The 20,208-nt window shown below is 32.6% G+C and carries 23 protein-coding genes, 1 tRNA gene and 1 other annotated feature (1 of these 25 cut by a window edge); of the genes, 6 read left to right on the top strand and 18 right to left on the bottom strand.

The window, feature by feature from the left end:
• Positions 1-122, bottom strand: a binding site (T-box leader) (it extends 113 nt beyond the left edge of the window).
• 88 nt (positions 123-210) lie between these two features.
• Positions 211-642: a hypothetical protein gene (locus tag ANASTE_RS10370; RefSeq protein ID WP_007050973.1), complete on the bottom strand. Its 432-nt coding sequence runs from the start codon at positions 640-642 to the stop codon at positions 211-213.
• Between the two features lie 180 nt (positions 643-822).
• On the opposite strand from ANASTE_RS10370, the gene ANASTE_RS10365 reads away from it, so the two are divergent.
• From ANASTE_RS10365 to ANASTE_RS10350, 4 genes are all read left to right on the top strand, one after another.
• Positions 823-1,047, top strand: a complete 225-nt coding sequence (locus ANASTE_RS10365) for a hypothetical protein (protein WP_039945582.1) — start codon at positions 823-825, stop codon at positions 1,045-1,047.
• 1,188 nt (positions 1,048-2,235) lie between these two features.
• On the top strand, positions 2,236-2,976 hold the full coding sequence (locus ANASTE_RS10360; RefSeq protein ID WP_007050970.1) for a GntR family transcriptional regulator: 741 nt from the start codon (positions 2,236-2,238) through the stop codon (positions 2,974-2,976).
• Positions 2,973-4,151 carry a sn-glycerol-1-phosphate dehydrogenase gene (locus tag ANASTE_RS10355; protein WP_007050969.1) on the top strand — a complete coding sequence of 393 codons (1,179 nt, stop codon included), beginning with the start codon at positions 2,973-2,975 and terminating at the stop codon, positions 4,149-4,151. The genes ANASTE_RS10360 and ANASTE_RS10355 overlap by 4 nt, the downstream gene beginning before the upstream one ends.
• 87 nt (positions 4,152-4,238) lie before the next feature.
• A tRNA-Lys gene (locus ANASTE_RS10350) sits at positions 4,239-4,314 on the top strand.
• A gap of 365 nt (positions 4,315-4,679) precedes the next feature.
• Here ANASTE_RS10350 and atpD read toward each other — a convergent pair.
• The 15 genes from atpD to ANASTE_RS10275 form a co-directional block, all read right to left on the bottom strand.
• Entirely contained in the window at positions 4,680-6,092 is a 1,413-nt protein-coding gene (gene atpD / locus ANASTE_RS10345; protein ID WP_007050968.1) for a F0F1 ATP synthase subunit beta, read from the bottom strand.
• Positions 6,093-6,120: 28 nt separating this feature from the next.
• Complete coding sequence (gene atpC / locus ANASTE_RS10340; protein ID WP_007050967.1) at positions 6,121-6,561, bottom strand: ATP synthase F1 subunit epsilon; 441 nt, start codon at positions 6,559-6,561, stop codon at positions 6,121-6,123.
• A gap of 13 nt (positions 6,562-6,574) precedes the next feature.
• Positions 6,575-7,444, bottom strand: a complete 870-nt coding sequence (gene atpG, locus ANASTE_RS10335; RefSeq protein WP_007050966.1) for an ATP synthase F1 subunit gamma — start codon at positions 7,442-7,444, stop codon at positions 6,575-6,577.
• Positions 7,445-7,455: 11 nt separating this feature from the next.
• Positions 7,456-8,964 carry a F0F1 ATP synthase subunit alpha gene (gene atpA, locus ANASTE_RS10330; protein ID WP_007050965.1) on the bottom strand — a complete coding sequence of 503 codons (1,509 nt, stop codon included), beginning with the start codon at positions 8,962-8,964 and terminating at the stop codon, positions 7,456-7,458.
• 15 nt (positions 8,965-8,979) lie between these two features.
• A complete protein-coding gene (gene atpH, locus ANASTE_RS10325) occupies positions 8,980-9,522 on the bottom strand; it encodes an ATP synthase F1 subunit delta (protein WP_007050964.1) in 543 nt (180 codons plus the stop codon).
• Complete coding sequence (gene atpF, locus ANASTE_RS10320; protein ID WP_007050963.1) at positions 9,515-10,033, bottom strand: F0F1 ATP synthase subunit B; 519 nt, start codon at positions 10,031-10,033, stop codon at positions 9,515-9,517. The genes atpH and atpF overlap by 8 nt, the downstream gene beginning before the upstream one ends.
• Positions 10,034-10,071: 38 nt before the next feature.
• On the bottom strand, positions 10,072-10,326 hold the full coding sequence (gene atpE, locus ANASTE_RS10315; RefSeq protein ID WP_007050962.1) for an ATP synthase F0 subunit C: 255 nt from the start codon (positions 10,324-10,326) through the stop codon (positions 10,072-10,074).
• An 80-nt stretch (positions 10,327-10,406) separates the two neighbouring features.
• Positions 10,407-11,210: a F0F1 ATP synthase subunit A gene (locus ANASTE_RS10310; RefSeq protein WP_007050961.1), complete on the bottom strand. Its 804-nt coding sequence runs from the start codon at positions 11,208-11,210 to the stop codon at positions 10,407-10,409.
• Positions 11,211-11,232: 22 nt separating this feature from the next.
• Positions 11,233-11,640, bottom strand: coding sequence for an ATP synthase subunit I (locus ANASTE_RS10305; RefSeq protein WP_007050960.1), 408 nt, complete (start codon positions 11,638-11,640; stop codon positions 11,233-11,235).
• 78 nt (positions 11,641-11,718) lie between these two features.
• Positions 11,719-11,955 (bottom strand): AtpZ/AtpI family protein, encoded by a 237-nt coding sequence (locus ANASTE_RS10300; RefSeq protein ID WP_007050959.1) that lies wholly within the window; start codon positions 11,953-11,955, stop codon positions 11,719-11,721.
• Positions 11,939-12,403, bottom strand: a complete 465-nt coding sequence (locus tag ANASTE_RS10295; protein ID WP_007050958.1) for a deoxycytidylate deaminase — start codon at positions 12,401-12,403, stop codon at positions 11,939-11,941. Before ANASTE_RS10295 ends, ANASTE_RS10300 begins: the two co-directional genes overlap by 17 nt.
• Positions 12,404-12,418: 15 nt before the next feature.
• Positions 12,419-12,871, bottom strand: a complete 453-nt coding sequence (rpiB, locus tag ANASTE_RS10290; RefSeq protein WP_007050957.1) for a ribose 5-phosphate isomerase B — start codon at positions 12,869-12,871, stop codon at positions 12,419-12,421.
• 377 nt (positions 12,872-13,248) lie between these two features.
• Entirely contained in the window at positions 13,249-14,271 is a 1,023-nt protein-coding gene (locus tag ANASTE_RS10285; protein WP_007050956.1) for an L-threonylcarbamoyladenylate synthase, read from the bottom strand.
• Between the two features lie 566 nt (positions 14,272-14,837).
• The gene (locus ANASTE_RS10280) at positions 14,838-15,554 is read right to left on the bottom strand and encodes an HAD family hydrolase (protein ID WP_007050955.1); all 717 of its coding nucleotides are present in this window, start codon (positions 15,552-15,554) and stop codon (positions 14,838-14,840) included.
• A 25-nt stretch (positions 15,555-15,579) separates the two neighbouring features.
• Complete coding sequence (locus ANASTE_RS10275) at positions 15,580-16,257, bottom strand: HAD family hydrolase (protein ID WP_007050954.1); 678 nt, start codon at positions 16,255-16,257, stop codon at positions 15,580-15,582.
• A 147-nt stretch (positions 16,258-16,404) separates the two neighbouring features.
• Here ANASTE_RS10275 and ANASTE_RS11565 point away from each other — a divergent pair, with 147 nt between their 5' ends.
• Positions 16,405-17,412: a polysaccharide deacetylase family protein gene (locus ANASTE_RS11565; protein WP_187361982.1), complete on the top strand. Its 1,008-nt coding sequence runs from the start codon at positions 16,405-16,407 to the stop codon at positions 17,410-17,412.
• Positions 17,413-17,828: 416 nt separating this feature from the next.
• Here ANASTE_RS11565 and ANASTE_RS10265 read toward each other — a convergent pair whose 3' ends face one another.
• Together ANASTE_RS10265 and ANASTE_RS10260 are read right to left on the bottom strand one after the other, a co-directional pair.
• Positions 17,829-18,065: a hypothetical protein gene (locus ANASTE_RS10265; RefSeq protein ID WP_007050952.1), complete on the bottom strand. Its 237-nt coding sequence runs from the start codon at positions 18,063-18,065 to the stop codon at positions 17,829-17,831.
• A gap of 1 nt (position 18,066) precedes the next feature.
• Positions 18,067-18,609: a hypothetical protein gene (locus ANASTE_RS10260; protein WP_007050951.1), complete on the bottom strand. Its 543-nt coding sequence runs from the start codon at positions 18,607-18,609 to the stop codon at positions 18,067-18,069.
• 391 nt (positions 18,610-19,000) lie between these two features.
• Here ANASTE_RS10260 and ANASTE_RS10255 point away from each other — a divergent pair, with 391 nt between their 5' ends.
• Positions 19,001-20,176: a GntR family transcriptional regulator gene (locus ANASTE_RS10255; protein ID WP_007050950.1), complete on the top strand. Its 1,176-nt coding sequence runs from the start codon at positions 19,001-19,003 to the stop codon at positions 20,174-20,176.
• The last annotated feature ends 32 nt before the right edge of the window (positions 20,177-20,208 follow it).

Genomic DNA, 20,208 nt, shown 5'->3' with positions numbered 1-20,208 from the left:
ACTACAGTTCAAAGTCACCCTCAAAAGTCCATTCAACAAGGAAATCATGCTATAATCACACCGCCTATAGCTCTCTTTAAATCATTCTTATCTTGCCTACTACTCTTTCTCTACGGTTTTCTATATTAATGTTGTATAGAATAATACACTTTTTTTATTTTAATGTCAAGAGTTTTCTGTAAATTTAGAAAAATCAATTAAACTACAGCCCTACTCTTCATCGTCTTCGCTCATAAATACGGGAGGCGTGATAACCGGTACCTTGCCGAAGGAAGAAAGTACCTGAGAAATCAACAAAGACACCCCTGATATGGTAGAACTCAAGAAAAATTCTTCGTTTTCCAGTATTTTATTTTCCAAATCACTTGTCTTTGACATAAGAACTATCGTATCGTTAAAATCATCTTTAACGCTGAAATTGGCGGTTGCACTGACCTGTAAGAACGGCTCTACATCATCGTCATTTTCATATACGAGTGTTCTCGTGAAATCTATAATAAGCTCCTTATTGTTTGCTTCCAATATCTCTATTTCATCGGTAACGCCAAAATCCAAGTTTTCCCTAAACTCGGGACTTACAAAACTGACCGACGTTAAATCACATACTTCATCTTCTTCGAAATAATCAACAAAATTATGCATTTTTCGCTCCTTTAATACTTTATAAAAGTATTATATCAAAATTTAACATAATAATTACATTTATTTTTTTAATCTGAAAAATACATCACAGTAAAAATTATTAATTATCAGATATACTACAATTTTTCTACAGTATAAAATGTTATTATGATAATACAAAAAATACCAAGGAGTGATATTATGGATACATATATTAAAGCAACGATAGATGTAAGGAAAAATATCATATTTAAGAAATGCAATAATTACAAACTGATGAAAATTGCAGCAAATCTATTTGAAAGGATTTATAAGCTTGGCGAACAGTGCAGAGATGTAAATGAATTTGAAAATAAATTTTTGGAAAGCTATTTAAGTGAAAAATATAAATATTTATTTGAAAAAGTGGAAGGAGACTTGGAATAAGTCTCCTTTTTTATTATATATAATCATTATTTGGAATGTTTCACTTTGATATTATATAATTTATTTACCTTACCCATAAAACCATATGTAAAAGTAAATCATAAAACTTTAGTGTGACTTTATTAAAATGCTTTATTAACGAATAAAAATTTGAACTCAGTTCAAATTTTTAGGTTTAAATATACATATTCAATTCATTATAAAAAGTTTTATATAAAAATACAAATATAAGTTCTTTATAAAAATAACATATGATTTTCATTTGTAACTACATACAATTCTTAGGAGCATAACTCTAAATCTATAAACGAGCAAATTATCATAACCTTTTAAATCCATGCCCCCCTATGCGGGGTGCGACCGCTCGCTGTCTATCGTTCCTAATCCTTTAGGTATACAGTTTTAATTCACATACCTCGTATGAGTTGCAACTACCTTTTGTTCCGGGCTATTCATCATCGTTGAATTTCAATCCATGCATACTATGCAAGGTACAACACTTTTAAATAATTCTCTGTTATTATGTATACCTTATTTCAATCCACAATATATTAATAAGATTTTATGTTTATTCATTATAAAGTTAAAATTTCACTTTGCCATTAAAATAAAATGTAAACAATATCAATTAAATATGTAACTACTCACTGCTAAATAAAATGCCGCAAAAATGATTTGCAAATGTAGGTTTTGCATACCTTTTAGCTACTGCTTCAGCCTCCGAGGCTTGAGCGGAGATTTTTTCGTTCTTTTTTATCTTAAAAAAGAATAGCATTATCTTTTAATCTACGCACCCCTTGCGGAGTGCAACTTTACAAATCCCTTTAAATAGCCTATTACAGTAATATCAAAAATAATAATATTCTAAAACCAAATTATTAAACTCTCTATATAAAAGGATTTAATAATTATCAAAAAAAGTGAGCTTAAGATTATCAGAGATATTTTAATGGTACTTTAATTTATTAAAATTCCAATACCCTTTCAATACAAAATATTTTTACCTTTAAATTATAAAAATTTATGTAACCTGTTTATAAATCATATCATTTAAGTTCATAATTTCTTTAATCTAATGAATATTTTATATCCACTGGAGATATATATTAATAAATACTATTGACAATTTATTAAAAAACACATATTGTAATATTAAATAATATATCCAGTGGATATAAGGAGATATGTATGAACAACATTAAAAATAAACCGCTATATAAATCAATAAAAGAAAAGATAAAAGAAGACTTCAAAGGACTTCCTTATTACAGCAATCTCCCGGGAGAAAGAGAACTATGTATAAAATATGACGTCAGCAGACCAACTATCATATCTGCTTTGAACCTTTTGGAGGAAGAGGGGCTTATTATAAGAAAAGAAAGAAAAGGTGCCTTTTACCTTGGAAACAGCCCTTATACCGACCACCAGCTTACTTCCATAGTCGGGTTCTTCAATGATGCCAAAATGCAGGGTAAGAAAGTTACAAATAAGATACTTTCCCAAAACATAGAAAAAGCCGATGAAAGAATAGCAAAAAAATTAAATGTCAACATACATGATGAAATATTCCTTTTAAAAAGGCTTAGATATATAGACGGAAATCTATTTTCTCTCGCTACGTCATATATACCGATAAATCATACCAAGTATTTACTTCATGAAGATTTCACGGAAAAGTCTTTATATGACGTACTTTCAAGCAAAGGTATCATACCATTTAAAGCATCACAAAAAGTCTTGATAAAACCAAGCGATAAATACGAAGCACTGTACTTGAATATAGAAGAAAAAACGCCTATATGTGTACTAAAATCCACCACTTTTACAAGAAAAAACGAGCTTATTGAATACGTTGAAGTCAAATCCGAAGCATACAAAACAGAATACGAAATGGTGGTCTATAATAATTTAATTTCGGAGGAAAGATGAAAAATATATTAGAAATGAGCATCAACGAGATGTCAAATTTGGATTTTGAATGCAAATGCGGGAAAAGACATAGCCTCCCTATTAAGGAGATATGTATAAAAAATAATGCACTTGATGAACTTAACCGAGTATTATCCACATTCAAGGATAAAAAAATATTTATTTTCAGTGACGAAAATACTTATAATGCTGCGGGAGAAAAGACAGTTAAAATACTGAAAAACAATAATCATACCTTCAAAAATTTTATAATTCCAAACAGCAAAGAAATCCTGATCCCAAACGAAAAAGTCCTCGGTCGTCTTTTTATGGAACTTGAAAATGACACCGAACTTATAATTGCGATAGGAAGCGGGACAATAAACGACCTCGGCAAATACTTATCCGTGAAAACAAAGATACCCTATATCATAATATGTACTGCACCGTCCATGGACGGTTATGCTTCCGACGGTTCACCTCTCATATGCGACGGTTATAAGATTTCATTCGAGGCAACTCTTCCCTATGCCATAATAGGAGATGTGAATATAATGAAAAATGCACCGGACGAACTGATACGAGCCGGGTTTGGAGATATTGTCGGTAAAATAACAGCTTTGATGGACTGGAAACTGTCAAATATATTAACGGGAGAGTATATTTGCGAAACATGTATAACACTCACTGAGAGGGCAATACAAAGAGTAATCGACAGTGCAGATAAACTGATGAACCGAGATGAAAAATCCGTTCAATACCTCCTTGAGGCTCTCACGTTCACAGGTGTGGCAATGGGGTTGGTCGGAGTATCAAGACCGGCTTCCGGTGCGGAACATATGATATCACATTACTGGGAGATGGACTTCATAAAAAGAAACAAATATCCATATCTTCATGGAATAAAAGTCGGTATCGCCACGCCCATAGTCTTGGAACTTTTTGAACTTATGAAAGAAGAATTACCAAAAGAAGTCTTTAAATACAAATACGACAAAAAAGATGTAATAAAATTACTAAAAGCAGTAGGCGCACCGACACTGCCGAGTGAAATTGAAATAGATAGAGACTTATTTTACAAAAGCATGATTGGTGCATATAAGGTACGAAACAGATATAGTATATTTGAATATGCAGTGAAAAGAGGAAAAATCGACGAATATTCTAAAATAATAACGGAAAAGATTTATGGTTAAAAATATATTTAACGTTTATTTGCTAAATCTCAAGTAAATTATTGACATTTCAATAATGTTTAATTATAATAATAAAGCGTGATAAATGGTCCGTTAGCTCAGCTGGTAGAGCACCTGACTCTTAATCAGGGTGTCCAGGGTTCGATCCCCTGACGGATCACCATGTTTGAAATTGTGCGTCTTTCGAAAGAAAGACGTTTTTTTATGCTTAAAAGCATAAAAAAAGAACGAAGTGATTTATTTCATATGAGAAAAAAATCCATAGGATTGTTTTTCGAACGGTCATAAGTCAAAATCAGATAATATAAATTTATAAAACAAGCGAAGCTTAATATATCGTATTAGAAAAATAAGTTGGTATGGAATTATTCCATTCCAACTTATTTTTTATAATAATGCGTAATATCATTACTTATATTATTTATATTACTAAATTTAATTATCAATAAATCACCAATACAATTTATTTTATATAAAACTACACTCAAAAAAAATACATTTATGAAAACTCATAAATGTATTTTAATATTACTCTTCTTCTTCGGCTTGTAATTGTTTTGCCTTTTCAACGGCATCATCAATCGTACCAACGAGTAAGAATGCTGCTTCAGGTAAATCATCATGCTTACCTTGAAGTATTTCCTTAAATCCTCTGAGCGTTTCGGAAATAGGAACATAAGCACCCTTAAGTCCCGTAAACTGTTCAGCAACGTGGAATGGCTGAGATAAAAATCTTTCAATCCTTCTTGCTCTTCCAACGATCAATTTATCTTCTTCACTTAATTCTTCCATACCTAAGATTGCGATAATATCCTGAAGTTCTTTATATCTTTGTAATATTTCCTGAACTCCTCTGGCAATTTGGTAATGTTCTTCCCCTACTACTTTAGGGTCTAATATTCTACTGGTAGAACCGAGAGGGTCTACAGCAGGATAAATACCTTTTTCACTTATTGCCCTGTCAAGTACTGTAGTAGCATCCAAATGGGCAAATGTAGTTGCGGGAGCAGGGTCGGTCAAGTCATCCGCAGGTACGTAAACCGCTTGAACAGACGTGATGGAACCGCTCTTTGTAGAAGTGATCCTTTCCTGAAGCGCACCCATTTCAGTCGCAAGAGTAGGCTGATAACCTACCGCAGACGGCATTCTTCCAAGCAACGCTGAAACTTCACTTCCGGCTTGTGTAAATCTGAATATGTTATCTATAAATAGAAGTACGTCTTGATTTTCTTCGTCTCTGAAATGTTCTGCCATGGTAAGTCCCGTAAGAGCAACTCTCATTCTTGCTCCCGGCGGCTCATTCATCTGACCGAAGCATAATGAAGTCTTATCCAAAACTCCCGACTCTTTCATTTCATAGTATAAGTCGTTACCTTCCCTTGTTCTTTCTCCAACGCCGGCAAAAACAGAAAGTCCGCCGTGTTCAGTAGCGATATTACTGATAAGTTCCTGTATCAAAACAGTCTTACCTACTCCGGCACCGCCGAACAGACCGATCTTACCGCCTTTTGTGTAAGGACAAATCAAGTCTACGACTTTTATACCTGTTTCAAATATTTCAGGTACAGTCTGCATTTCTTCGAAAGATGGTGCTTCCCTGTGTATCGGTGAAAGCTTGACATCGCTTAAATCCATTTCTTTTCCGTCTATAGGCTGACCTAAAACATTGACCATCCTGCCCAATGTTTTATCCCCTACGGGAACCATTATCGGACTGCCTGTAGAAACGGCTTCCATCCCTCTTACAAGTCCGTCGGTCGTATCCATCGCAATACATCTTACCGTATTGTCCCCGATATGTTCACTTACCTCAATGATCAACTCTTCACCATGATTATCTATTTTAATAGCTTCATTCAGTTTAGGTAAATCATTTTCAGCAAATTTAACATCTACGACAGGACCTACAACCTGGACAATTTTTCCTTTTTTATTTTCCATAGGACTTTGTCTCCTTTATTTGTTCTGACTAATATTTCTTATGTCTAGAAATACCTTCATACGTATTTGCTAAATCTATTCTTACTAAAGCTTTTCTCAACTTATGTTCGGCTTGAACGAATTCACGCCTGTTATATTTGGTAGCATGAAGTTTTTCTTCTGCTCTTCTCTTAGCTTCTTCCGCTCTTCTTATATCTATTTCTTCCGGCCACAACGCATCATCGGTAACGATAAGTATCTTATTGTTTTCAACAAGGACGCTTCCCCCGAATAGAGTAGCTTCTCTTTTATTACCTTTCAAATCCGTTATATGCATTATCCCAAGGTCCGCAAGAGTCATGATTGGAACGTGATTTTTCAGTATCGTCATCTCTCCGGTAGTCGCTTTAAAAGTAAACTTTTCTACTTCATCGTTATAAAAAGTCCTTGTCGGAGTCGCTATTTCTAAATGTAAATTTTGGTCATTCATATCATATCTCCTCCTATTTCAAAGCTTCCGCACCGGATACGATTTCGATAAGTTCGTTTGTGATGCTTGATTGTCTGGCAGAATTATATCTTATTTCAAGTTCTTCCAAAAGCTCGTTTGCATTGTCCGTAGCGGCACTCATAGCCATCCTTCTCGAAGCTTCTTCACCTGCATTGTTTTCTATCATCGCTCCGTAAAGAAGACTCGTTATATACTGCGGTACCAATTCTTCAAGAAGTTCTTCTCCGCCCGGTTCTATTACAAGTTCGCTTGTAACGGGAGTCCCGTCACTGTTATCTGCTTTTCTCGAAATAGGAAGTACAGTGGCACTAATAATCCCCTGAGATACTACAGAGTTAAATTTAGAATAAATGATTTTTACCTTCCTTATATCTTCGTCACTGGTATATAAGTTTATAACAGTTCCTATGATTTTCTTGGCAACTCCGTAATTTGGGTCATCGCTTATACCGATATATTCTCCAACCACGTCATAATCATTTTTCTTGAAATAATCCGCACCTTTTGCACCAAGTGCAAAAATAACGGCTTTCTCTTTTTCATCTCCGATTTCACTTACCGCCTGCTTGATAACATTAGTATTAAATCCGCCGGCAAGTCCTTTATCACCGCTTAAAACAACATATATAGTCTTATCTGCATTTTCTCTGTCTTTAAAGTAAATGTTGTTTATATATGAAGTATATTTTGCGACTCTGAGCATGAGCTGATAAGTCGCATCGGTATAATGACTTCTGCAAATAGCTCTTTCTTTGGCTTTTCTTAGTTTAGAGCTCGCTACCAGTTCCATAGCTTTAGTTATCTGCTTTGTACTCGAGACACTTTTCATTCTTCTTTTAATGTCTGCCATATTTTCAGCCATAACTTAGCTCCTTATTCTCGACCACTTAAAAATATACTTTTGTAGTCGTTTATTAGTTTGGAGATTTCTTCGACAAGCTCGTCATCAAATCCCTTGGCAGTCTTGATTTTATCAAGAGTGGAAGGTGAATTTGAATGTGCATGTTCGATCAATCCCTTTTCAAATTCTTTCATTTCATCAACTTCGATTTCTTTCAAGAAGTTGTTTGTAACCGCATATATAACAAGAACCTGTTCTTCTACTTTCATAGGAGAGTACTGCTCTTGTTTTAACATTTCCACGATTCTTTTACCTTTTTCAAGGCTCGCTTTCGTGGATTTATCCAAGTCAGAACCGAACTGTGCAAAGGATGCAAGTTCTCTGTACTGTGCATATTCTATTCTTAGAGGGCCGCCTACTTTTTTCATGGTACTTATCTGAGCGGAACCGCCAACTCTGGAAACCGAAATACCCGGATTAACGGCAGGACGAACACCTGCATTGAAAAGTTCCGTTTCAAGGAAGATCTGTCCGTCCGTAATGGAAATTACATTAGTCGGGATATATGCGGAGATATCTCCCGCTTGTGTTTCGATTATAGGAAGTGCGGTTATAGAACCGCCTTTTTCAAGCCTTGCAGCTCTTTCAAGCAGTCTTGAATGCAAATAGAATACATCCCCCGGATAAGCTTCTCTTCCCGGTGGTCTACGAAGAAGTAAAGTCATTGAACGGTAAGCCACCGCATGTTTACTTAAATCATCATAAACTATCAGTACATCCTTGCCTTTATCCATGAAATACTCTGCGATGGCACATCCTGAATAAGGTGCAAGATATTGAAGAGGCGCCATTTCACTTGCCGTAGCACATACTACGGTAGTATAATCCATGGCTCCGTATTCTTCCAAAGTACCTACTATTTGAGCAACGGTACTTGCTTTTTGACCTATTGCAACATACACGCAAAGTACATCTTCGCCTTTTTGATTTAAAATAGTATCAACCGCTAAAGCTGTTTTACCGGTTTGTCTGTCTCCAATGATAAGCTCTCTTTGACCTCTTCCTATAGGAATAAGAGAGTCAATAGCCTTATATCCGGTTTGTAATGGAATCGTAACGCTTTTTCTGTCTATAACACCGCTTGCTTTCACATCGGCTTTTCTGTATTCTTCGGCTACGATACTTCCTTTTCCGTCGATTGGTTCGCCGAGAGCATTTACAACTCTTCCTATGACTCCGTCTCCAACGGGAACACTCATTATCTTGCCTGTACATTTAACAGTGTCGCCTTCAACTATATCAGTATCATCACCCAAAAGAACACAACCTACGTTATCTTCTTCCAAGTTCAAAACCATTCCATAAACATCACCCGGGAACAAAATAAGCTCACCCATCATTGCGCCGTCTAAACCATGAACCCTGGCGATACCGTCACCAACGCTTAAAATAGTTCCCACAGATGTAGTTTCTATTTTTTTATCATAGTTTTTTATCTGCTCTTTAATTATTCTACTGATTTCTTCGGGTTTTAAATTCATTTTTATTTCCCTTCTTTAAACTATCTTTGTTTCTTTCAACTGTCTTTTAATCATATCCAGTTCGTTCTTTACAGATAAATCTATCATTTTCCCGTTTATATAAAGGATCATCCCGCCGATAATATTTTTATCGACGCTTTTAGATAATATTATTTTTTTGTTAAATTTATCCGAAAGTTTATTTTTTAAACTGCCAATAAGTTCTTCACTTAATTCATTGGCACTCTTAACTTCTACGTTTAAAATGCCGCTATGTTCTAAGTATAAATTTTTAAAATCCAAATATATGAGCTTAATCTCGCCTATCCTGTTTTTATCAACCAATAAGAACAGAAAATTCTTAAGCATTATATTATCGTCTTTATCAAAGACATTATCTATTACTCTTTTTTTATCTTCTTTTTTAAAAGTTTCGTCAGACAGCAGTGTATATAACTCTTCACTTTTATTCAGCAGTTCGTAAAAATCCGTGAACTCTTTATATACAACTTCCATCATATTTTCTTCTATACATAATTCAGACAAAGAATATGCATACCTGTAAGAAGCACTACTCATAACTTACCTCATCCAGACTTTCGATAGCCTTTTTGACTAAAGCTTCATCTGCATTTTTGTCAAGCTTTGTATCAAGTACTTTACTTGTGATATCAAAAGATATGTCGATGATACTGTCTTTCATTTCTTTCATTGCAGTCTCTCTGGCATTTTCGATATCTTTCTTGGACTTAGCTTTTATTCTTCTTGCTTCTTCGTTAGCCTCGGAAATGATATTTTCTTTTATTTCCTTAGCTTCCTTGGTTGCATTATTAGTAATAGTTAAAGCCTCTTCATTTATACTCTTAACTTTTTCTTCATACTCTTCTCTAAGAGAATCAGCCTTAGCCTTTTCTCCTTCAGCTTTATCAAACTCTTCTGTTATCATATCCTGTCTTTTATCGACTATTTCAATGACTTTTTCATAAAAGAATTTCTTAACCAAGATAAAGAACAGTAAAAAGATAGCGCCCTGAATTAACATTTGGTAAAGCATTTCTGTTGAAAAGTTTATCAATGATCCGGCTAACATAAAATCACCACCTTAATATTATTGTTCATTACTGTATCTTAGCTAAAAGGTTTAACAAATAATAAGATTAAAGCGATAACCAAACAGTAAATAGCTGATGTTTCCGCAACCGCACAACCGACAAGTAATGTTCTTAAAATTGTTCCTTCAGCTTCAGGTTGTCTGGCTACTGATTCACAAGCCTTACCTGTAGCATTACCTTGACCTACACCGGTACCTAATGCACCTATCATTGCAAGACCTGCACCTAGTGCTGAGAATGCTAAAATTAAATCACTTCCTGAAATATTCATTATTATTTCCTCCTTGAATAAAGTGTGTGTTTTGTTTTTTTATTTATTTTTTATCCGGCTAAAAGTCGGGTAAAGACTTATTATTCATCCATTGCAGATGATATGAATACCATTGACAGCATACAGAAAATGAATGTTTGTAAAATCCCCGCAAACAAGTCAAAATATCCGTGACAGAATGCTAGGAAGAATGATGGTATCAGTAATAAAATCGCAATGGTCTTTACAAATTTATTCTGAGTAAATTTATTTGGTTTGCCAAATTTCATATATATACAAAGTAATAAAGTCGTAATAAAGGTAAACATTGCCGCTGTAGTCGAACCTAAAAAGATCGAGTAAGCCAATGTCAAGATTATCATACCCCCGGTGATATTACCGAACAAACGAAATCCAAGTGAAACAGGATTTGCGATTTCTCCTATAATATTTATGGGAAGAAGGATAAATATCGGTTCAAAGAACGATTTTATATACTTCTTTACACCTTTGGATTTGATTGCAAAAAATTGAGTCAATATAAATGTAAGAAAACCCAAGGTAAGTGTCGTTGCCGCATCCGCTGTAGGAGGTCTTACTATATTTAAAAAGACAAACCCGCTCAGATTGGATATCAATAAAAATGCCGCAAGAGAAAAGAAATACGGTGAAAAACCAACATTCTTTTTACCCATGGTATTACTTACAAAATCTCTTGTTGAAGTAACCAGTGTTTCCGCAATAACCTGTCTTTTTGTTGTCGGTCTTATCTGTAAATCCTTTTTTAGGAACATCAAGATCGCAAAGGTAAGAGCAAGAACAAAAACAGTCCAAATGATAGTATTGGATATGGGGATATTTCCGATTTTAAAAACTTCATTAACTGTGCTTATAGTTATACCCATTTTTTTCTTCTCCGTTTTTAAATTACTTGTTTTTTACAGTTCTAAGATTATATAAATACAGTACCACTCTAAGTGATAAAAGACCTATTATAAGTCCCACCGCATTTACTTTAATCCACTTGTTAGCAACAAGAAAAACTATTACAATGATAAGAAGCAATTTCCTTATTAAAGAATGAATATTGGCATAGTTTACTGCCTGCTCCTTATCCAGCTTTATAGCGGTCCTAAGGTCCTGAAACAGCCATAAATGAAAGGCTATCGCAGTTATACATCCCGCCATTATTCCTAGGATTATACTCCTATCAAATTTAAAAAGCAATACTAAAACAACAAAAATTAAATTTAAAAATACAGTATATTTGCATATGTCCAGCTGTTCTTTATAAAGCTCTTCGACCGTTAAATTGTCATCTGTCTTATTTACCATTTTTAAACCTCATTTATGTATTTTTTATATTGCCTTTTATTTTCTTCCCGCCTAAAAAGGCGGGATATATTATCTATCTTATTTATCATTTATGAAGCTCTTTATTATATAGTACATATTTCTAAGAGCCGCACATACACCAAGAAATAAAAATATCAAAGTCCATAAATTGTCTTTATGAAACTTATTATCCAAAAACTTACCGAAGAACAGGCATAACAAAATCGTCACTACCATGGTAAGTCCCAGCTGTAATATTATCGATACCGCCTTTGCAATATCCGACATTTCATTATTTTTATCCCTCTGTGTCATATTTGATAACTTCTATCCCCGCTTCATTTAATAGTTCCAAACTAAATTCATCGGGATAGCTTCCTTTATAAATAATTCTTTTGATACCTGCATTAATAAGCATTTTTGAGCAGAGGATACATGGCGAGTCGGTTATATAAATATCCGCTCCCTCGACACTTACTCCCATGGTTGCCGCAGAAATGATAGCATTCTGCTCGGCATGTGTTGCCCTGCATAGCTCATGTCTTTCTCCGCTTTTAATGTTATATTTAAGTCTCACACAAGTATCTTTTGTGCAGTGAGCAAGACCTTTCGGAGCGCCGTTGTAACCTGTTGAAATTATCTTATGGTCTTTTACGATTATCGCACCCACATGTCTTCTTATACAAGTGGAACGAGTTTTAACGACTTCCAGCATTTCCATGAAATATTCATCCCATGAAGGTCTACTATCTACATTATTCATTATTTCTATTCCTTACTATTTATATACTTTTTCTTCGTATGCTTTTATTTTATTTACTCTGTTTTCATGTCTTCCACCTAAAAATTCTTTTTCGTTTAAGTACGTTCTAAGAATTTCGGCAGCAAGTTCGGGACCTGTTATCCTACCGCCAAGTACGATAACATTGGCATTATTGTGCTGTTTACACATCTTTGCAGAGAAGCAGTCAGTACAGTGAGCAGCTCTGATACCTTTAACCTTATTTGCCGCGATACTTATACCGATACCTGTACCGCAAATCAAAATACCTCTGTCAAATTTACCTGCCGCAACATCTTCACATGTTTTTATAGCATAATCCGGATAATCAACACTTTCTTCGGAATTCGTACCGTAGTCTACGAAATCATATCCTTCTTTTTTAAATGTTTCGATTAAAAATTGTTTTAATTCATAACCACCGTGGTCACTAGCAATTACTATTTTCATTTTATTTACTCCTTTTTTTAGTGTATTTATATAAACTGCATAACAGTTTTTAACATAATAATCAAGTTTTAATATATATACTGAAACCTATACTTACATTTAAATCAGCATTGATTTAAAATAATATACAGCCATAATCATACTATAAGAAAACCCTTTTATAAAGCTCTTTTAATTCCCGATTTAAATTCAAAGTAGATTTTATAAATAAATCATATAACTATCAATTCAATGGGGATGGGGTAGCACTTACTTCAAAAATGCTGGGTAAGAATTTTTAGAAGATTTAAGTGCGCAAAGGCTCCGCGCCCAGCGGAAGCATTTACATCCAAGTTTTGTTGCTTCGGACAAAACTTGGCGGATTGTAAGGCAGAGCCTTACAGGTGTATAATATCCCCCGAAGCAGCCTTTAAAAGCCTGTTCATATACGCAAGACCTATCCCTCTACTGTCCATAGCCTGAACATAGATAATATCCAAATTCTCACTATCCATCTCTCTAAGCAGATAATAAAGATTTCTGCTTGCGTCACTTATATCTTTACCAAAAGATTTTAATTTGATTTTTTTATTACCAATCTTTTGAGTAATATTATCCAGCCCGATAAAGCCGGCATCATCTGCTTTTATATCGTTTAAATAATTGATTATACTCTTATCATTTCCATTAAGCACGACTACCTTTGTCTTTGGTTTATAATGCTCGTATTTCATTCCGGGAGATTTAGGTAAAAGTGCATCTTCACCATTGTATCCATAAACTTTCTTACCTATGACTTTTTCAATATCCTCAGCACTTATTTTTCCCGGCCTTAAAAGTTTCACTTTATCTGACGAAACATCCAAAACCGTAGACTCGAGTCCTATTGAAGAATTTTTTGAACAAAGTATCATATCTACCTTGCCCGATAACTCCTCTACAAGATATTTTTTATTTGTAATGCTAGGTCTTTTTGAAATATTTGCACTGGGTGCCGCAATGGGGACACCGCACGCCTTAATGAAACCATTGGCTTCCTTATCGCTCGGCATCCTTATACCTACAGTATCAAGTCCGTTAGATACGCTGTTTGGAACTTTTGAAGATTTTTTCATTATAAGAGTCAAAGGACCCGGAAAAAATTTAGACATAAGTTTCCTTGCATCATCACTGATACATGTAACCAAATCATCTATCATATCAAGATCACTTATATGTACTATCAAAGGATTATCGCTTGGTCTGTTTTTAGCCTTGAATATTTTCTTTACCGCTTCATCATCATAAGCATTTGCACCAAGACCGTATACCGTTTCCGTCGGGAACACTACGGTACCGCCCGCATTTATAACACTTGCGGCATCGCTGAAAATCTCTGTTAAATTGTCATCTTTCGTAAGATCATATATTTTAGTTTCCATTGATACTTCCCTTAAACAATATATTGTTAATTATATCACTTATTTTGTTATTTACCTACTTTTTAAAGATAAAAAAACAAAAATATAATTTAAAATATACAAAGAAATAATCACTAAAAAAAGACGTAAATCAAACAACAATTTACGCCCTTGTAAACTAAATAAAATAGTTTTTTAATTGTAAAACATCGCACCTACAAATACATAAATAAGTAAGCTATTGATTTAAAAATAAATGTTATTTCTAAATCATTTTTTATTATATACCCTAACCTTAAAATAACCTTAAATTTTATAAATATGATACAATTATAAAACTCATTTTTAGAAAGTAAATAATATGACTTCTATAATTATTATAATGAAACCCTTAAAACTATTTATGTATTTATTAAGTTTATTTAATTCGCTTAAATTTTTATGATAAAGCTTACGATATTAATTTTACTTTCACTGTCTGATAATCGATTATAAATAACCTATTCAAAGTATTTGATTTTAAGCTTTACAAACCCAAAAACTATAAATTTCAACTCACCTTATACTTATAGATAGTATTTAAAATACTATTTAAGCATTTTAAGTATCAGTTTAGCTTCTTCCATAATATCCTTAAGTGAACGTTTATTAAGTATATTCACAACCTCAACAACATGCATAGGTTCATGGATAACATAATCGGCACCTGCTTTAATAAGCGATTCACCGCCTCTGAATCCCCAGCCGCAGCCGATAGAAAATGCCCTGGCATTTTTGGCGATTTGTATATCCACTTCACTGTCGCCTATAAACACTACTTCATCGTGATGTATATCAAGAGTCTGCATCAATTGATTGCAGGAAGCAGGATTTGGTTTTAGGGGAAATCCCGAATCGGCAGCAATTATATGCTTAAATTCTATATCTGCAAAAAATTCATTTAGTAGAGGTATAAGAAGTCTTGAAGGTTTATTTGTAATAACACATATATCTATATTATTTTTCCTAAGAGCTCTTATGGCATGCCTGATATTTTTATATGGTTTGCAGTTTTCATTATAATGTTTTGAGTAATGATACTGAACTTCGACATCCATTTCATGTAAGAGCACAGGGTCGTTCATGGTTTTCGGAGTTACAAGATTTATCATATCGTAACAGCTTCCTCCGAAAATATTCTTATACTCATCTATGGGAACCTCATCAAACCCATGATTTTTTAATACATGATTTATACAAAGAGCTGTATCAACCAAAGTATCCATTAGTGTCCCGTCAAAATCAAAAACGGCTGCTTTAATCATAATATTTCTCCTTTAATTTATATATTTATTTTTCGTTTAATTTATTTACTATTTCAATTATTTCTTTTGGCGTATCGACTATATATTTCGCTCCGGCTTCCTTTAATTCTTCAATAGGTCTGAAGCCCCAGCTTACACCGATTATATTTTCTATATCTCCGTTTATGGCAGTCTTCATATCCACGTTACTGTCACCTATGTATATACATTCACTGCTTTTTACATCCAGTTCGCCGATGACATGCATTATACATTCCCTGCTCGGTTTTACAGGATACTTATCGGTTTTTCCTAAAATCACACTGAAAGGAAATTCACCAAAAACTTTTTTTAGCATAGGCACAGTGAATTCATGTCCTTTATTGGTAAGAACCGCTACCTTTATGTCATTTTTTATCAAAGTATCAAGCATTTCATTAATGCCGTCATAAGCACAGGTATTGTCCATATAATGTTTTCCGTAATATTCATTGAACTGATCAAAAATTTTCAAGATCCATTCTTCGTCATTTTTTTTATCTTCGGGAAGGATCCTAATACATAAATTTCTTATCCCGCTTCCGACAAAAAACCTATATTCTTCATTATCGTGAATTGGAAATCCATTCTTTTTTAAAACATAGTTCCCCGCATTTGCAAGGTCAGTCAAAGTATTAATAATAGTTCCGTCCAAATCAAAAATCGCTGCTTTGATATTTTCCATTTTTTACTCCTAATCTTAACAAAAATTTTATTGATATTATATTTAATTTGTCGTTCTTTTTGGTATAATAATAAAGTTATGAATAATGATTTAAATAACTCTATGCAAAAAAACTTAACAATTTTATTTTCTCTAATATATATTTTAATGTTACTTGTGACACTAAATATATCATCTGTAAATAATTATAACAAAGCCTACGAAAATATACAAAGCAAAAATGAAAATACTTTTATATCATCTAAAAATATCAAAGGACCGATAAAGTATTCAAAAAATAAAGAAGATAATGCGATTACAAAAACTGTCTGCAAGATATATGACTCAAAGGGAGAGCTGTCAGGATATATAGATAATAACGAAAAAATCAAAATAATAAAAACTAAAGGGAATAAAGATATTATCTCATATGCGAATACAAATAAGTTTAGTATCTCAGAATTATTATCTTCCATGACTAATAAAAATAAAGACCTATTTACCATTGGTGAAGTAAACAAAAACGATATTAAATCAAGAAAACTGAAAAAAATATATTTGACTTTTGACGACGGACCAACAAAGATGACTTATAAAGTATTAAAAGTTTTAAAGAAAAATAATATAAAAGCAACATTTTTCTTTAACGGCGCAAAAAATAACGAAGGGAAAAAAGTAGTTAATGAAATAGTGAAAGAAGGACACTTGCTGGCACTTCATACTTATTCTCACGATTATAAAAAAGTATATAAAAGCCCAAAGGCTTTCCTTAAGGATTTAGAGAAAAACAGGATCAATTTTTTAAAAGCCACCGGATATGACTGCAGGATTTTCCGTTTCCCAGGAGGAACAAATAACACCGTTTCCTTTTCTTACGGAGGCAAAAAGGTAATAAGAAAAGCTATCAAATTAACGAAATCGCACGGATACGATTATGTAGACTGGAATTCTTTCCCTGATGATGTAGGCGCAAAAATGCCCAAAAAACAATATAACAGGATCATAAAACAGGCAAAATGGAATGACGAATCAGTTGTACTAATGCATGTCTTTGACAGAAATACAGCTCTGCCAAAAGGTCTTGACCATGTAATAAAAACATTAAAAAAACAAGGATATACTTTCGATACGGTTGATAATTTAAATACCCCTGTAAAATTTGCTCCGGCTAAATAAAAAAGAATAAATAAAAAAGCACCTATTCAGGTGCTTTTTTATATGAATTTTTTATTGATTATAATCCCCAGTTAAAACAAACTTACCAAAGTGCTTGAGATAAATAATATTAAATTACTGTTATCTGAAGTATCAGGATTATTTGTCATCTTTTCAATTTTACTATTTGTTTTATCATTACCTTTTTCATAAGGATTATTATTATATTTTACTAAGGATATTCACGAAATACTTTTGACTTTAAGAAATAACTCTTATTTTAGTATTTATTAAGTACGTAATTTAAAATTATCTACCCAAAATTCTACAAATGTAAAATCTCGTTTAAAAAAGTTTTTTATGTTTTTACGTCACAAATTATCTTCAAAATGTAACAACTTTATAATATTTTATTAAATTTTATAAATATGACCAAACTATAAATTTATCAAGAATTCCAATGCTTTTTCAGAATTATCAAAGTTCACATCCTTACCGGTGATATAATTGACTGCATCGTTCCATTCCTTTAAACAATAATCATAAGGATCGATACTTCTGAGTTCATGCTGTATATTATATAAATGACTATTGCATCTTAAATCTGATAAATACATACAGCCAACTTTGAATGATATATATTCCAATAAACTAAGATTATTTTTCCCCTTCATGCTAATATTGCTCCTTAAGGTCAGCTGAATATTTATCATTTAAAATTGCCGAACGAATTAAATTAAGCAGCTCAAGCACACTTCTAAAAGGTACTTTTTTATGCCCTTTCCAAATGACTTCTCCCTGCCAGCTGCTATTACGTCTGTAAATAACATTTATATAAAAAACAATAATATCTTTTTTATTTGGTTTTAACGATTTAGGATCCCAATATTGAGTATAATTGTTTTTTTCTTTACCTTCACTTAACCATTTATCATAAAATTTTTTAGTATGCTTATACTCTTTATCAAAAAAAGTCCTAAGCTTGGTAAACGACTGTGGATTGTTAAGCACATCCATCATCTGATTTATTTTCAAAATAGCATCATCAAACCCTAAGAATGTATAAGGATCTAAAAAAAATAGATTATGTATGATCCCCTTTGGATATCCGTTATTTAAATCTTTTATTTTTAACGTAAAAATCCTGCCGTTTGGGGGTATTTCTTCCGAATAGAAAGAATGTAAATTTGATTTTTGAATTAAATATTTCTTATCCAAAAACTTTCACTCCTTTATATTATTAAACTAAATCAATATCGGCTGAAAAATACAGGGACATAATTTTACTATTTGAAACAAAAATTTTACTTTTAGTTTATAAATAATCATATCTATAAATCTCAAATATTAATACAATCATCTGCATATTTGTATTGATATTTATTTTTTTATTTCATTTTATATATTTTATTTTTAATTTTAATAATATCATATATGTTACTAAAAGTAAGATTATAGTAACAAAAACAACTAACCGACATTATAAAGTTTATTAAATACTTTAATATATTTTATAAAATTTAAAAAGATAAAAACAACACCTATTTGATAAGGTATACACATAGGTTTATAAAATTTATGTTATAATAAAACAAAAAAGGATTTAACAATGAATACAAAAGAAACAAAATTTGATTATGTATATAGAAATTTAAGAGAAAGGATAGTGAGCGGTGTAATTCCGAAAGGAAACCGTTTATCATCTTCAAGAAAATTATGCGACGAATTCCATGTAAGTATTTATACAATAACTAATGTACTAAATAAACTTAAAGAAGAAGGCATGATAGAAATCGAACCTCGCAAAACTCCCATAGTAGTTTATAATACAAATGAAAATAAAGACCTAGCAGAAAAAATATTATCTCAGAGAGATGTTTTCTTACAGCTATATGAAACAATGGCATTGATTATACCTCCCATTTTAACTTTTTCTTCAAAAGGATTGGAATCAACAAATTTACTGCCTCATTATATTGAAATAGAGAAAATCAAAAAAAGGACGCTTCCTCCGGATAAATGGAGGATAATATCTAACATTTATCGAGATATAATAAACAGAAGCCAAAACCCTTTTATTGAAGACTTATATAATAACTTTGAACTCCATAGCTATTTGAGCTTTTTTGCGGAAGAACAAAAGGCATATACGGGAATATCTATCAGAGACAGTATACCCGACATAAAACACTTGGTAACGAAACTAAATTTAAGTGATCCTTTAAAAAGATACGAACACTTCAATAAAGTCTACAACACTGCTTTTTCAATAATAAAATGCAGTCTGGAAAATTTAGAAAAATCAGTAAAAACCTTACCTGCTCAAACAGGGGAATTCACATGGGATATAAGAAGAGGGAAAAACTATCAGTACAGACAGATAACACAGGATTTGATAGATAAAATCGGAAGAGGCATATATCCCTATGATACTTTCTTGCCTTCAGAAGCAATGTTGGCAAAAGAATATAATGTCTCCGTTTCCACCATACGTAAATCTTTATCCATAATGTTTCAAATAGGATTCACCAAAACCATTAATGGAAAAGGAACCTTAGTGATAACACCGAGTGATGCAAATAACTATGAAATAAACAAATTCCCAAATTTAAAGCAAGACGCATTATCATATTTATATGCTTTGCAGCTGATGTTATTGATTATAGGTATTGCTTCATATAGGGCTGCTGAAAAGTTCAGCGAAAGTGAAATCGAAATATTAACTGATAATGCAAAAGATACAAACACTATCTCATTTGATAATTTATTAAGTGAAATAATTTAATAAAACAGATTTAAAACCGCTTAAAGAAATAC

The organism is Anaerofustis stercorihominis DSM 17244 (assembly GCF_000154825.1).
GTDB lineage: Bacteria > Bacillota > Clostridia > Eubacteriales > Anaerofustaceae > Anaerofustis > Anaerofustis stercorihominis.
Note: the sequence above shows the minus strand (reverse complement) of the source record. Positions and strands in the feature narration are given on the sequence as shown.